12 protein-coding genes and 1 pseudogene are annotated in these 13,240 nt (G+C 72.2%); 8 read left to right on the plus strand and 5 right to left on the minus strand.

Going from position 1 to position 13,240, the window contains the following annotated elements:
- Positions 1 to 3: 3 nt before the first annotated feature.
- Positions 4 to 1,635 (minus strand): AMP-binding protein, encoded by a 1,632-nt coding sequence (locus tag AB0J57_RS21360; protein WP_366129824.1) that lies wholly within the window; start codon positions 1,633 to 1,635, stop codon positions 4 to 6.
- 96 nt (positions 1,636 to 1,731) lie between these two features.
- Between AB0J57_RS21360 and AB0J57_RS21365 the strand changes: the two genes are divergently transcribed.
- The 8 genes and pseudogenes from AB0J57_RS21365 (at position 1,732) to AB0J57_RS21400 (ending at position 11,148) form a co-directional block, all read left to right on the plus strand.
- Positions 1,732 to 2,844, plus strand: coding sequence for an acyl-CoA dehydrogenase (locus tag AB0J57_RS21365; protein ID WP_366129825.1), 1,113 nt, complete (start codon positions 1,732 to 1,734; stop codon positions 2,842 to 2,844).
- Positions 2,841 to 3,239, plus strand: coding sequence for a RidA family protein (locus tag AB0J57_RS21370; protein WP_366129826.1), 399 nt, complete (start codon positions 2,841 to 2,843; stop codon positions 3,237 to 3,239). The genes AB0J57_RS21365 and AB0J57_RS21370 overlap by 4 nt, the downstream gene beginning before the upstream one ends.
- A 175-nt stretch (positions 3,240 to 3,414) precedes the next feature.
- Positions 3,415 to 5,730 carry a collagenase gene (locus tag AB0J57_RS21375; protein ID WP_366129827.1) on the plus strand — a complete coding sequence of 772 codons (2,316 nt, stop codon included), beginning with the start codon at positions 3,415 to 3,417 and terminating at the stop codon, positions 5,728 to 5,730.
- 115 nt (positions 5,731 to 5,845) lie between these two features.
- Positions 5,846 to 6,016 (plus strand): annotated as a pseudogene (locus tag AB0J57_RS21380) (FAD-dependent oxidoreductase); the annotation flags it as partial.
- Between the two features lie 197 nt (positions 6,017 to 6,213).
- A complete protein-coding gene (locus tag AB0J57_RS21385) occupies positions 6,214 to 7,110 on the plus strand; it encodes a dihydrodipicolinate synthase family protein (RefSeq protein ID WP_366129828.1) in 897 nt (298 codons plus the stop codon).
- Between the two features lie 2 nt (positions 7,111 to 7,112).
- Positions 7,113 to 8,114, plus strand: coding sequence for a proline racemase family protein (locus tag AB0J57_RS21390; RefSeq protein WP_366129829.1), 1,002 nt, complete (start codon positions 7,113 to 7,115; stop codon positions 8,112 to 8,114).
- Positions 8,115 to 8,152: 38 nt separating this feature from the next.
- Positions 8,153 to 8,821, plus strand: coding sequence for a GntR family transcriptional regulator (locus AB0J57_RS21395; protein ID WP_366129830.1), 669 nt, complete (start codon positions 8,153 to 8,155; stop codon positions 8,819 to 8,821).
- Between the two features lie 920 nt (positions 8,822 to 9,741).
- Positions 9,742 to 11,148 (plus strand): FAD-binding oxidoreductase, encoded by a 1,407-nt coding sequence (locus AB0J57_RS21400; protein ID WP_366129831.1) that lies wholly within the window; start codon positions 9,742 to 9,744, stop codon positions 11,146 to 11,148.
- A gap of 15 nt (positions 11,149 to 11,163) precedes the next feature.
- Here AB0J57_RS21400 and AB0J57_RS21405 read toward each other — a convergent pair whose 3' ends face one another.
- The 4 genes from AB0J57_RS21405 to AB0J57_RS21420 all read right to left on the minus strand — a co-directional run bounded on the left by AB0J57_RS21405 (position 11,164) and on the right by AB0J57_RS21420 (position 13,182).
- Positions 11,164 to 11,697 (minus strand): quercetin 2,3-dioxygenase, encoded by a 534-nt coding sequence (locus AB0J57_RS21405; RefSeq protein WP_366129832.1) that lies wholly within the window; start codon positions 11,695 to 11,697, stop codon positions 11,164 to 11,166.
- Positions 11,698 to 11,702: 5 nt separating this feature from the next.
- Positions 11,703 to 12,023, minus strand: coding sequence for an alpha-amylase (locus AB0J57_RS21410; protein ID WP_366129833.1), 321 nt, complete (start codon positions 12,021 to 12,023; stop codon positions 11,703 to 11,705).
- Positions 12,024 to 12,224: 201 nt separating this feature from the next.
- On the minus strand, positions 12,225 to 12,632 hold the full coding sequence (locus AB0J57_RS21415; protein WP_366129834.1) for a hypothetical protein: 408 nt from the start codon (positions 12,630 to 12,632) through the stop codon (positions 12,225 to 12,227).
- A 109-nt stretch (positions 12,633 to 12,741) separates the two neighbouring features.
- Entirely contained in the window at positions 12,742 to 13,182 is a 441-nt protein-coding gene (locus AB0J57_RS21420) for a protein kilB (protein ID WP_366129835.1), read from the minus strand.
- Between the last annotated feature and the right edge of the window lie 58 nt (positions 13,183 to 13,240).

Genomic DNA, 13,240 nt, shown 5'->3' on the forward strand with positions numbered 1-13,240 from the left:
ACTTTACGGGCGTGTCCCGGGCGTGTGCTCGGCGCGCAGCCGGAAGCGTTGCAGCTTCCCGGTGGCCGTACGGGGGAGCGCGTCCAGGAACACGATCCGGCGCGGGCACTTGTAGGGGGCGAGGCGGTCCTTCACGAAGGCGCGCAGCGCCTGGGCCGTGGAGTCGTCGCGCGGCAGGCCGTCGCGCAGCACCGCGTACGCCACCACGACCTGGCCGCGCACCTCGTCCGGACGGCCCACCACGGCCGCCTCCAGCACGTCCGGGTGCGCCAGCAGGGCCTCCTCGACCTGGGGGCCGGCGATGTTGTACCCGGCCGAGATGATCATGTCGTCCGCGCGGGCGACATAGCGCAGGTAGCCGTCCGGCTCGCGGACGTACGTGTCACCCGTGAGGTTCCAGCCGTGCCGGACGTACTCGCTCTGGCGCGGATCGGCCAGGTAACGGCAGCCCACCGGGCCGCGCACGGCCAGGAACCCCTCCTGTCCGTCCGGGACCGGCTCGCCGGAACCGTCCACCACGCGCGCGTGCCACCCGGGAACGGGCACCCCTGTCGTGCCGGGGCGGATCGCGTCGTCGGCCGCCGAGACGAAGATGTGCAGCAGCTCGGTCGCGCCGATGCCGTTGATCAGCCGCAGCCCGGTCCGCTCGTGCCAGGCCCGCCAGGTGGCCGCCGGCAGGTTCTCGCCCGCCGAGACGCAGCGCCGCAGCGAGGAGGTGTCGTGGGCGTCCACGTCGTCCAGCATCACCCGGTAGGCGGTCGGCGCGGTGAACAGCACCGTCACCCGGTGCTCGGCGACGGCGGGCAGGAGCTGCCTGGGCCCGGCCTGCTCCAGCAGCAGCGCCGAGGCGCCCGCCCGCATCGGGAAGATCACCAGCCCGCCCAGCCCGAAGGTGAACCCGAGCGGCGGACTGCCCGCGAACAGGTCGTCCGGCTCCGGCCGCAGCACGTGCGCGGAGAACGTGTCCGCGACGGCGAGCACATCCCGGTGGAAATGCATGCACCCCTTGGGCCGTCCGGTCGTCCCGGACGTGAAGGCGATCAGGGCCACGTCGTCGGCCGCCGTGCCGACCGCGTCGTACGCGCCCGGGTGCCGGGCCGCGAGGCGCAGCAGGTCGTCGGGCGCGTCACCGCCGTACGCCGTGATCCGCAGCCCCGGCACCTCCGCCTTCACCAGGTCGTCCACCGCCCGGACGTCGCACAGGGCGTGGGACACCTCGGCCATCTCGCACATGACGGCCAGCTCGTGGGCGCGCTGTTGCGCCAGTACGGTGACGGCGACCGCGCCCGCCTTCATCACGGCCAGCCAGCAGGCCGCGAGCCACGGCGTGGTGGGGCCGCGCAGCAGCACCCGGTTGCCGGGCACCACGCCCAGGTCGTGGGTGAGCGCGTGGGCGATCCGGTCGACGCGGCCGCGCAGTTCGCCGTACGTCCAGACCTGGCCCGTGCCGTCCCGGAAGACCGGCCGGTCCGCACCGAACCGTTCCACCGTGCGGTCCAGCAGTTCCGCCCCGCAGTTGAGCCGGTCGGGGTAGTGCAGCTCGGGGAGGTCGAAGACCAGTTCCGGCCACTGCTCGCGCGGCGGCAGGTGGTCCCGGGCGAAGGTGTCTCGATGGGCCGATGGCGTGAGCTCCATGGTTCGCCCCCTTGGCGTGGTGGGAACGCTCATCGAGCGTATCGTTCATGTGACGACAGTCAACGGCCCGCGATAGATGTCTTTGAGGGGGCATGAATGCCCGTATTCTCGCTCGATCCGGCCCAAACCGCCTGGTGTGCCGAGCTGCGCGCCATGGCCGCCGAACGCCTGCGCCCGCTCGCCGAGAAGGGCGAACCGGGCCACGTCAACCGCCCCCTCGTCGCCGCGCTCGGTGAACTGGGCCTGCTCGGCCGCCTCTTCGGCGCGGGCGCCCTGGAGCTGTGCCTGATGCGCGAATCCCTCGCCCAGGCCTGCACGGAGGCGGAGACCGCCCTCGCCCTCCAGGGTCTCGGCGCCCACCCGGTCGCCGCCTCCGGTACGCCCGGCCAACGGGCGCGCTGGCTCCCGGAGGTGAGCGCCGGCCGGGCGGTCGCCGCCTTCGCGCTCAGCGAGCCCGAAGCGGGGTCGGACGCGGCGGCGCTCGCCCTGGAGGCGGTGCCCGACGGCGGGGGCTGGCGCCTGACCGGCGAGAAGCGGTGGATCTCCAACGCCCCCGAAGCCGACTTCTACACCGTCTTCGCCCGCACCACGCCGGGCGCCGGTGCGCGGGGCGTGACCGCCTTCCTGGTCCCCGCCGACCGGCCCGGTCTCACCGGCAGCCCGCTCGACATGCTGTCCCCGCACCCCATCGGCAGCCTGCTCTTCGACGGCGTACCGGTCGGCCCCGACGACGTCCTCGGAGAGGTGGACCGGGGCTTCCGCGTCGCCATGACCACCCTCAACCTCTTCCGGCCCAGCGTCGGCGCCTTCGCCGTCGGCATGGCCCAGGCCGCCCTGGACGCGACGCTCGCCCACACGGCGCAAAGGGAGGCCTTCGGCGGCGTACTGAAGGACCTTCAGGCCGTTTCCCACCAGGTCGCCGAGATGGCCACCCGCACCGAGGCCGCCCGCCTGCTCGTCTACGCGGCCGCGGCGGCGTACGACGAGGGCGCCGCCGACGTGCCCAAGCGGGCCGCGATGGCGAAGCTGCTGGCCACCGAGACCGCGCAGTACGTCGTCGACGCCGCCGTCCAGCTCCACGGCGCCCGCGCCCTGCAACGCGGCCACCTGCTGGAGCACCTGTACCGGGAGGTGCGCGCGCCGCGCATCTACGAGGGCGCCACCGAGGTCCAGCGCACGATCATCGCGAAGGAGCTGTACGCCTCATGAGCCTCGAACGCCTCAACCCCGCCGAACTGTCGCCGCCCACCGGCTTCTCCCACGCCGTCACCGCCACTGGCTCCCGCCTGGTCTTCCTCGCCGGGCAGACCGCGCTCGACGGGGCCGGGCGGGTGGTGGGGGAGACCCTCCCGGAGCAGTTCGAGACCGCGCTCGGCAACCTGCTGGCCGCCCTCAAGGCGGCGGGCGGCACCCCCGCCGACCTCGCCCGCGTCACGGTCTACGCCACGGATGTCGCCGACTACCGCGCCCGCGCCCCCGAACTGGGCCGCGTCTGGCGCCGCCTGGCGGGCCGTGAGTATCCGGCGATGGCGGTGATCGGGACCACGCGGCTCTGGGACGAGCAGGCGCTGGTGGAACTGGACGGGTTCGCGGTCCTGGACTGAGCCGCACGGCCGGGCGCCCTCCGATTCCGGGGCGCCCAAGGGGTTGTGCAGTGCAATGTCACATTACTATGTTGCACGTCACACGGTAGTGGCATGCACCCATCAATCCAGGCGGACAGCCCGCCGTGCGCACCGCTGAACGGACCACTCCCCACCTCCGACACAGGAGCCGCAGGTGTCCCAGCGATCCACACGATCGACCCGCAGTCCCGTACGCAGAGCCCTCCTCGCCGCAGCCCTCGCCACCGCGACGCTGATCGGTGCCGGGGCCTGGAACGCACCCACCGCCCAAGCGGCGAGCGTCCGGCACGCGAGTCCCGCCGCCGGCGACCACCCCCACGACGAGGTCGAACGCCTCGCCACCGCACCCAAGTCCACACCGAAACCCGCCCCCGCCCCCGGCGGGCGGACCGGCTCCCGCGTCCCCGGCCCGCAGAACCCGGCGCACGCGGCGGCGGCCACCGCCGTCCCCTGCACCCTGGACGACGTCACCCGCCTGGGAGCCGAGCAGTTCGCCGACTTCCTCGCCGACCCCGCCGTCACCGCCGACGGCTGCCTGCGCGACCTCATCTGGACCTGGGACGCCCGGCTGGTCCGCGTGATGTCCGACGGGCACGTCCAGGCCGTCTCGCGCCGGATATCCGCCCTCGCCGCCGCCCATGACGGCAAGAACGGCAGCCACCTGCTGGAGATGCTCACCTACCTGCACGCGGTGGCGTACCACGACTTCTCGCGCGACGAGATCGACGTCACCGACGCGCCCACCACCGAGGCCATGCGGCGCGCCATCCACGCCTTCGGTACGGCGCGCCGGTCCTTCGACGCCACGCGCACCAACGCCGAGTCCCTGCGCGAGGCGCTCTACGCGGGCAGCGCCCAGGGGCTGCGCCACTCCCAACTCGACCTGATCCGCAAGGTGCTGGCCACCATGGACCGGTACCACACCACCACCTACAAGGACCCCGCCTGGGGCGGCGCCGCCCTCGCCGCGCTGTCCGTCAACTACCTCGGCGTCTACCCGGGCAACAAGGACACCGCCTTCCACACGCTCGTCGCGCGCAACGCCGCCTACCGCGACGCCTTCCGGAAGTTCTCCACGTACACCCACCTCAAGGGCACGCCCAACGAGTGGGTCGTGCGGGACGCCCTCGCCGAGTACGGCCGCTTCGGGCAGATCGCGGCGCTGACGTCCTCGATCGTGCCCGACCTCGGGGCGCTCCTGGCCCCCGTCGTCCGCGACTTCGGCCGGGGCAGCGCGCCCTGGGCACGGCTGGCCTCCTGGCTCAACTTCTACGAGGCCTGCAAGCCGTACGCGGTCTGCAAGGAGGACATCGAGCGGGAGATCTTCCCGCACGCGTACCGCTACGACAACGCGGCCATCAAGGTCCGCACCGGCCTCGACCGCGCGACCGTGGACCAGCTCTACTACGCGAGCAAGCAGGTCAAGGCGCAGTTCCACCGGGTGCTCGGCACGGAGGAGCCGCTCAAGGGTGACACCAACACCACCCTGAACATCGTGCTGTACGCCTCCCGCGCGGACTACGAGAACTACCACCCGCTCCTGACCGGCATGGACACCGACAACGGCGGCATCTATATCGAGCGCGGCGCGACCTTCTACACGTACCAGCGCCGCGTGCCGCAGGACTCCTCGCTCACCCTGGAGGAGCTGTTCCGGCACGAGTACACGCACTACCTCAACGGGCGGTTCGCCGTGCCCGGTTACTTCGGCGAGGGCCCCTGGTACCAGGGCGACCGCACCACGGCGATGGACGAGGGGACGGCCGAGTTCTTCGACGGCGCCACCCGCGACGACGGCGTCGCCGTCCGCAAGTCCCTGGTCAAGTCCATCATCGCCGACACCGCGAACGGCCGTCCGCGCATGACCGTGGACCAACTGCTGCACGCCACCTACGAGGGCGACGGCTTCCGGTTCTACTCCTACGCGGGCACCTTCTTCACGTACCTGTGGACCGAGCGGCCCACCCTGCTGCGGGAGATGTACCGGCACCTGCGCGCCAACGACCCGGCGGCCTTCGACGCCTGGCGCACCGGGCTGGGGCGGGACGCGGCGGTCCAGCGGGCGTACGACGCCTTCCTGGACGCGCAGATCGCCAAGGTCGACGAGCTGTTCGTGCCCAACACCCGCTACACGCCCAACGACCGGCTGCGGGACGCCACCGCCGAGGCCGTGCGCTCGTCCTTCGCGGCGGCGACCGGGGCCACCCCCAGGTGTACCGACAACGGCGATCCCGGCATGCGGCGGTTCCTGTGCACCGGCCGGATCACCGCCCGGCTCGGTGACGCCGGCAGCGCGGACCGGGTCTTCAAGGACATGTCCCTGACGGTGGACACCTTCCTCCTCGACCGGACGGCCACCACCTCCACCAACCTGTCCGACATGAACTGCTCGTTCGGCGAGGTGGAGATCTGGGCCGACCGGCAGGCAGGGACCTCGGACTATGTGTGCGAGGGGCCGCTGCGGACCTGAACCGGGTCTGCCGGGACGGGGCTTGAACCCGGTCTGCGGTCTGTACAGCGGCAGTAACATGTGAAATGTTACTGCCGTGCCCACGAGACATGTGAGTCATGTGCCGGACACCATGACCACCGGTGCCGGACCAGGCAACCCGCCCGCCTCCGACAAGGAGGCGGGCCCGGGGCTCGACCTCGCGCTGCTGCCCACCCGACTGTGGCGCGAACTCGCCGAAACGCTCCCACCGGAGACCGAGTACGAGCCCAAGGGCGGTCTCGTCGCATCCGACGAGGCCGCCCTCGCGGTGCGCCCGCTCGTACGCAAGCTGACCGGCGTGCGCCACCTGGCGGCCGCCCACGTCCGGACCGTCGCGCCCGGCGGTGACACCTGGCTCCTGCACGCAGTCGTGGGCCCCGACGCGGCCCCCGCCACCGGCCGGCGCCCGCCGGCCTGCCCCGTACCGCTCAGCCGACCGGCACAACCACCAGGAGCCGAATGATGAACCAGCGTCCCCATCCCTGGCACGGCGTCATGGTCGCCACCGCCCTGCCCCTGTGCGCGGACCTGTCCGTGGACTACGACGCGTACGCCGAGCACGTCGCCCGGCTGATCGAGAACGGCTGCGACGGCGTCGTCCCCAACGGCTCGCTCGGCGAGTACCAGACGCTCACCGACGAGGAACGGGCACGTGTCGTGCGCGTCGCCGTCGAGGCGGCGGGCGACGGGGCCCGGGTGATGCCCGGCGTCGCCGCCTACGGCAGCGCCGAGGCCCGCCGGTGGGCCGAGCAGGCGGCGGAGGCGGGCTGCGGCTCCGTGCTGCTGCTGCCGCCCAACGCCTACCGCGCCGACACCGCTTCCGTCCGCGCCCACTACGCCGAGGTGGCCGGGGCCGGCCTGCCGGTCGTCGCGTACAACAACCCCTTCGACACCAAGGTCGACCTGACCCCGGAGGTGCTGGCGCAGCTCCACGGCGACGGCAGCATCGTCGCCGTCAAGGAGTTCAGCGGCGACGTCCGCCGCGCGTACGAGATCGCCGAACTCGCCCCGGACCTGGACCTGCTGATCGGCGCCGACGACGTGCTGCTGGAGCTGGCCCTGGCCGGCGCCGTGGGCTGGATCGCCGGCTACCCCAACGCGCTGCCCGCCTCCTCCGTCGCCCTCTACCGGGCCGCCGTCGCCCGGGACCTGGACACCGCCCTGCCCCTCTACCGGGCCCTGCACCCGCTGCTGCGCTGGGACTCCAAGCCCGAGTTCGTCCAGGCGATCAAGCAGTCCATGGACGTCGCCGGATACCACGGCGGACCGTGCCGGCCGCCCCGTACGCCCCTCACCGACGCGCACGCCGCCGTCGTCCGAGCCGCCACCGAGAAGGCGCTCGCGGAAGGACTCGCCTAGCCATGCGCACCCGGCACGTCTACCACGCCGTCGACTCCCACACCGAAGGGATGCCGACCCGCGTCATCACCGGCGGGGTCGGCACCCTCCCGGGCGCCACCATGGCCGAGCGGCGCCGGTACTTCATCGACCACCTCGACCACGTACGCACCCTGCTGATGTACGAGCCGCGCGGCCACGCCGCCATGAGCGGCGCCGTCCTCCAGCCGCCGACCCGGCCCGACGCCGACTACGGCGTCCTGTTCATCGAGGTCTCCGGGCTGCTGCCGATGTGCGGACACGGCACGATCGGCGTCGCCACCGTCCTGGTCGATACCGGCATGGTGCCCGTCACGGAACCCATCACCACCGTCCGCCTCGACACCCCGGCGGGGCTGGTCGGCGTCGACGTCCGGGTCGAGGACGGCGCCGCCACGTCCGTCACCCTCACCAACGTCCCCGCCTTCTGCGTCGCCCTCGGCCGCGAGGTCAAGGTGCCCGGCCTCGGCACGGTCACCTATGACCTCGCGTACGGCGGCAACTTCTACGCCTTCGTGGAACTAAACGCACTCGGGCTCCCTTTCGACCGGGCCCGCAAGGACGACCTGCTCGCCGCCGGGCTCGCCGTCATGGACGCCATCAACGCCACCGAACCGCCCGTCCACCCCGAGGACCCGTCCATCAGCGGCGTCAAGCACGTCTACCTCGCCGCCCCCGGCTCGGACGCCGTCCACTCCCGGCACGCCATGGCCATCCACCCGGGCTGGTTCGACCGCTCGCCGTGCGGCACCGGCACCTCGGCCCGCATGGCCCAGCTCCACGCGCGTGGTGAACTGCCGCTCGGCCGCGACTTCCTCAACGAGTCGTTCATCGGTACGCGGTTCACCGGCCGGCTCACCGGCGAGACGACGGTCGGCGGCCTGCCCGCCGTCGTACCCGCCATCACCGGCCGCGCCTGGATCACCGGCACCGCCCAGTACTTCCTGGACCCGGCCGACCCCTTCCCCGCGGGGTTCCTCCTCTGATCCCTTACGATCCTCGATGAACCCAGGGAGGCAGCGCCATGGCCGGCCAGCACCTTAAGCACCTGATCACCAGCCAGGAACGCCTGCGCGACCAGGTGGCGCACGCCCTGCGCGCCGCCCTGATCGCCGGTGAGCTGCAACCCGGCGCGGTCTACTCCGCCCCCGCCCTCGCCGCCGACTTCGGCATCTCCGCCACGCCCGTGCGCGAGGCGATGCTCGACCTGGCGCGCGAGGGCCTGGTCGAACCCGTACGCAACAAGGGCTTCCGGATCACCGAGGTCAGCGAGCGGGACCTCGACCAGTACACGGAACTGCGGGCGCTGATCGAGGTGCCGACCATCGGCGCCATCACCCGCTCCGCCGACCGCCGGCGACTGGAGGAGCTCCGCCCGCTCGCCGAAGAGATCGTGACCAGCGCCCGCGACCACGACCTCATCGGCTACCTCGACGCCGACCGGCGCTTCCACCTCTCCCTGCTCTCCCTCTCCGGCAACGACCGCCTCGTCGAAACGGTCGGCGACCTCCGCAAGCGCGCCCGCCTCTACGGCCTGACTGCCCTCGCCGAGCGCGGCATGCTCGCCGCCTCCGCCCAGGAGCACCACGAACTGCTCGACCTGATGCTCTCCGGCGACGCGACCGCGGCGGAGGCGTGCATGGCCCGCCACCTGGGGCATGTGCGCACGTTGTGGGCCGAGTCGAGCGACTGAGCCGCCCGTAAAGGAAACCCAAAATAGCCGCAAATTACCCCTTATCGCTTGACTGTCCCGCGGGTCAGTGCTGAGTGTGGAGACCAGAGCGACTCGGGTCGTGAGGCCGCCGGCGAGAAGCGCGGCTCTGACCCGGGGCGATCGGGAAAGGGATCGCGATGGCCTTCCGCACCAGCCGGGCGTCAGAGCCCCTGCCGCCGCATCCGCTGCGGCGCGAGACGGACTGGCCCGCGTCGCACGCGCCCCGCCGCCCTGGTGACGGGCACGGGCACACCGCCCACTCCCACCCGGCACGGCGCGCCTCCGACCGCCTGACGGCCGCCCGGCCCCCGGTACGCCGCGTCACAGTCATCCACCGCCCGGCCGCCGCACGGCGCCGTCGGCGGTCACGGTCGGCCACGCTCCGCAGGCCCGGCGGCCGCCGCACGGACGACCCTCCGGGCGGCCCAGACCGCCCGGACCCGCGGTCCCAGCAGGCCAGCCCCTCCCCTTCACGCCCCGTCCCGGCCGAGCGCCGGGCAGGGCGTGACGCATGTCCGGGCAGGCCGTCATGACGAGCCACCCTCGCCGCTCCGGCTGCCGCGGGAAACCGGCCACCGGCGGACGCCTGCCCCGGCAGAAGCGGCGCCGCACCGGTGACGTACGCCTGACCCTGCCGACCGGGCCGGATCGGACCGGGCGAGACGAAGCGCCGGTCGGATCGTCCCCCGCAAGCCTGGGGCCCCACGTCCCCGGCGCACCGCGGCCCATGACCACGGGCCACATGGTCCACCCGCTGCCCGCCCGCCCGGCGGCCGGGCCACAACAAGCCAGCGCGCCCTCGCCTCGCTCGCCGACGTGCCGATCCGCCCCTCCGCGCCCGGACCGCCCCATGCGCCGGGATCCCCGCGAGGTGCGCCCGGAATCCCGCGGAGACTGTCATGACCACTCTCGCCGAACAGGCCGTCGGCTCGTTCCGTAACCGGCTCGAAGGGCGGCTCGTCACCCCCGACGACGCCGACTACGACCAGGTCCGCTCCCTCTGGAACGGGGCCATCGACCACCGCCCCGCCCTGGTCGCCCGGTGCGCGGGTCCCGAGGACGTCGCCACCGCGCTGGCGTTCGCCCGTGAGGAGCACCTGGAGATCTCCGTACGCGGCGGAGGGCACAGCTTCTCCGGGGCGTCGGTCTGCCCCGACGGGCTGGTCGTCGACCTCGGCGACATGAACCGCGTCGAGGTCGACCCGGAGGCGCGCACCGTCCGCTGCGGCGCCGGGGCGAACCTGGGCGAACTGGACGCCGCCACCCAGGCGTACGGGCTCGCCGTGCCCGGCGGCACGGTCAGCCACACCGGCGTCGCCGGCCTGACCCTCGGCGGCGGGATGGGGTGGCTGACCCGCCGGCACGGCCTGACCCTCGACAGTCTGCTCGCCGCCGACGTGGTCCTCGCCAACGGAAGCTTCGTCCGCGCGAGCGAGGACGAGAACCCGGACCTGTTCTGGGGGCTGCGCGGCGGAGGCGGCAACTTCGGCGTCGTCACCACCTTCACCTTCCGGGCGCACCCGGTCGGTCCCGAGGTCCATGTCGGGCTGTTCTTCTGGGACATGGGCGTGAGCGCCGACGCGCTGCGCCTGATCGGCCACGTGGTGCCCGGACTGCCGCGCGCCACCGGTGTGTTGATGGGTGTCGGCATGAACGCGCCGCCCGAGCCCTTCGTCCCGCAGGAGCACCAGGGCAAGCAGGGCCACGCGCTGATCGTCGCCGGTTTCGGCACCGCCGAGGAGCACGCCGAGGCGCTCGCCCCGCTCGCCGACGGGATCCCGCCGCTCTTCGAACTGCGCAGCCCCATGCCGTTCACCGGACTCCAGCGCATGCTGGACGAATCCGCCCCGGTCGGCATCCTCTCCTACGACAAGGGGCTGACGTACTCCGAGCTGAACGAGGACGTGATCGCCCTGCTGGACGAGTACCTGCCGCGCAAGACCTCGCCGATGTCGTTCTGCCCCACGTTGCACGTGAGCGGGGCGTACACCGACCCGGACGAGGACGCCACCGCCTTCGGCGGGCTGCGCGAGCCCATGTACGTCATGAGCTGCTCCGCCATGAGCCCGGATCCCGACACCCTGGTCGCCGACATCGCCTGGGCGCGGGCCCTGTGGACGGAGCTGACGCCCCACGCCGCGAACGTCGGCGGCTATGTGAACTTCATGGCCGAGTTCGAGGAGGACCGGGTACGCCGGTCGTACGGGCCCGAGAAGTACGACCGGCTGGCCCGCGTCAAGGCCACGTACGACCCGGAGAACGTCTTCCACCGCAACGCCAACATCCTCCCGGCCGTGGCCATCTGACGGCTTGCCATCACCTCAGGTCGCGCTCCCGGTGCGCCATTGGTGGTCGGGCAGGAAGCGGACGTCGTACCGCTGTGGCACGGCGCCGAACTTGTGCGGCTCCGGCACGTATGGCTCCCGGGGGAGGCCGAGGGCGTCGGTGGGTGTGCCGAGGTTCTCGAAGAACCGCTCGAAGGTGCCGCCGGGGCCGGCGGCGACGCCGACGACGCGGCTGTGGTGGCGCTCGATGCGGTACGCGTGCGGGCAGTTCTTCGGTACGAAGCCGAAGTCACCGGCGGTCAGCAGCTTTTCGTACTGCTCGCCCGCCAAGTCCTCCACGAACAGCCGCACCGCGCCGTCGGTGATGTAGAAGACCTCGTAGGTGTCGGAGTGGAGGTGCGCCGGGATGACGTCTCCCTTGGGGCCCTCGACCGTGAAGAAGTTGAAGGTGTTCTCGGTCTGCTCGCCGCCCGCGTAGACGGTGACCAGGTCGGTGAACAGGTGGGCGCGGTCGCCCATGCCCTTCTCGATGAAGTACGGCCTGCCGGGCTCGGCGGGTATCTGTGACATGAATGTCAGGGTACCTGACATAGGGCCACGCCCAGCACGGCGTTGTCCCCGGTGCCGTACCCCGGGAAGGTCACCGTGTCGCCGGGGTTCGCCGTGCGGCACGGGACGGTGGTGCCGTCGCGGTACTCGACGGTGACGTGCTGGGTCGAGTCACAGGTGTTGGTGACGAACGTGTAGCGCCAGCTCGTCGAGTACTGCACGCACGACGGCGCCGCTTCCCCGCCGCTGGTCGCCGCGCCGGCCCCCGGCGCCTGGGCGAGACACGCGGCCAGGGCCGTCAGGCTGACCGTAGTGACGCGGATAGTTGAACGAAAAAGCGGGTGCATCGCGGATCTTCCCTTCACTTCTCGAACACTGCGGGTGCGAGCATAGGGAAGGGATGTCAGCCGCCCGAACGGATCCGGCCACCGCCGCGCATGTCGGGACTGTTTCCCCGGGAGCCGCTTTCCGGTGCGCAGCCGCCGGTTGTATGCAACTGCGCGCGTGGCGCCGGCTCCCAGAACGCTCGGAAACAACCGCCGGGGAACTCAGCGCCAGTACCCCTGCAGCGCCTGGTGGGCGCCGTACGCTTCGATGAAGCTCTGAACCGTTTCTACGTCCCCGAAGGACGCGGATCGCCACTTGCCCTTCCGGCCGTCCCGGTAGGTGAGGTCGACCCATACGGAAAGACTCACCATGGAACTGTCGGAGAAGCTGGAGCCGGAAACTCGTAGCGTTATTCCGGCCAGATCGTAGAAATCGACGATCGTCAGCGGCTTGCGTTCGCTCGTGTACTCAATGGCGCCGTCAGGCGTGATGACCAGCAGCGGGTCCGGATCGTCGGATGTCCCGCGCAGGAAGCCGGACAGCTTCCCCCGCCTCTTCGTGAAGACCCGCCAATTCGCCGGTACGGGGCCTTGGCGCGCCTGCCAGAGGATCTCTCGCGGATCCGTCATGCCACCTCCGGTGGGGAACCGGGCCTTCCACGGACCGTTCAGGACAAGAAAAATTCTCCATCCCCCGGTGGTCGGCTGCCACTCCAGCGCCTGTCGTCAGGGCCTGTCCTCAGGCCATCGCGCGCCCCGCCGCGGCGACCAGCTCGTCGGTCGCCGCGATGGCGGCCTCCCGGCGGGCCGCCAGGGCGGCGTGGTCGGCGGCGCCACGTATGTCGAACGCGGCCACGGCCGCCTTGCGGGCCGGTTCGGCGAGGGACGGTTCGAGGACGGAGACCGCGACCAGGGGCGACGTGACGGCGGAGCGGGTCGCATGGGAGGCCGACCGGGCCGCCTCCAGGGCCTCCCGGCCCGCGCCGTTCAGGCGAAGGTCCTCCCGGTGCCACATGGCCCGCCGGTGGTCCCCCAGGGCCGCCACCAGCTCGCCCAGCGCCACGCGCAGCGCCTCCGCCCTCCGTTCGGCACGGGCGGCCCGCTCTCCCCGGTACTGGAGCAGCCCGGTGAGCGCGCCGCCCAGAAGCGTGCCGGCCACGGCGATGATGCTGGACCACATCGGAAAGTCCTCCTCGGGAAGCGGCGGTGACGCCGGCAGTCTCAGCGGCCCTCCGGCG

Origin of the sequence: Streptomyces sp. NPDC049837, from assembly GCF_040674455.1 — a bacterium.
GTDB lineage: Bacteria > Actinomycetota > Actinomycetes > Streptomycetales > Streptomycetaceae > Streptomyces.

Bases quoted from the DNA above. Each gene is read 5' to 3' on its own strand.
- AB0J57_RS21360 (WP_366129824.1), bottom strand. From the start codon at position 1,635: ATGGAGCTCACGCCATCGGCCCATCGAGACACCTTCGCCCGGGACCAC.
- AB0J57_RS21365 (WP_366129825.1), top strand. From the start codon at position 1,732: ATGCCCGTATTCTCGCTCGATCCGGCCCAAACCGCCTGGTGTGCCGAG.
- AB0J57_RS21370 (WP_366129826.1), top strand. From the start codon at position 2,841: ATGAGCCTCGAACGCCTCAACCCCGCCGAACTGTCGCCGCCCACCGGC.
- AB0J57_RS21385 (WP_366129828.1), top strand. From the start codon at position 6,214: ATGAACCAGCGTCCCCATCCCTGGCACGGCGTCATGGTCGCCACCGCC.
- AB0J57_RS21390 (WP_366129829.1), top strand. From the start codon at position 7,113: ATGCGCACCCGGCACGTCTACCACGCCGTCGACTCCCACACCGAAGGG.
- AB0J57_RS21395 (WP_366129830.1), top strand. From the start codon at position 8,153: ATGGCCGGCCAGCACCTTAAGCACCTGATCACCAGCCAGGAACGCCTG.
- AB0J57_RS21400 (WP_366129831.1), top strand. From the start codon at position 9,742: ATGACCACTCTCGCCGAACAGGCCGTCGGCTCGTTCCGTAACCGGCTC.
- AB0J57_RS21405 (WP_366129832.1), bottom strand. From the start codon at position 11,697: ATGTCACAGATACCCGCCGAGCCCGGCAGGCCGTACTTCATCGAGAAG.
- AB0J57_RS21410 (WP_366129833.1), bottom strand. From the start codon at position 12,023: ATGCACCCGCTTTTTCGTTCAACTATCCGCGTCACTACGGTCAGCCTG.
- AB0J57_RS21415 (WP_366129834.1), bottom strand. From the start codon at position 12,632: ATGACGGATCCGCGAGAGATCCTCTGGCAGGCGCGCCAAGGCCCCGTA.
- AB0J57_RS21420 (WP_366129835.1), bottom strand. From the start codon at position 13,182: ATGTGGTCCAGCATCATCGCCGTGGCCGGCACGCTTCTGGGCGGCGCG.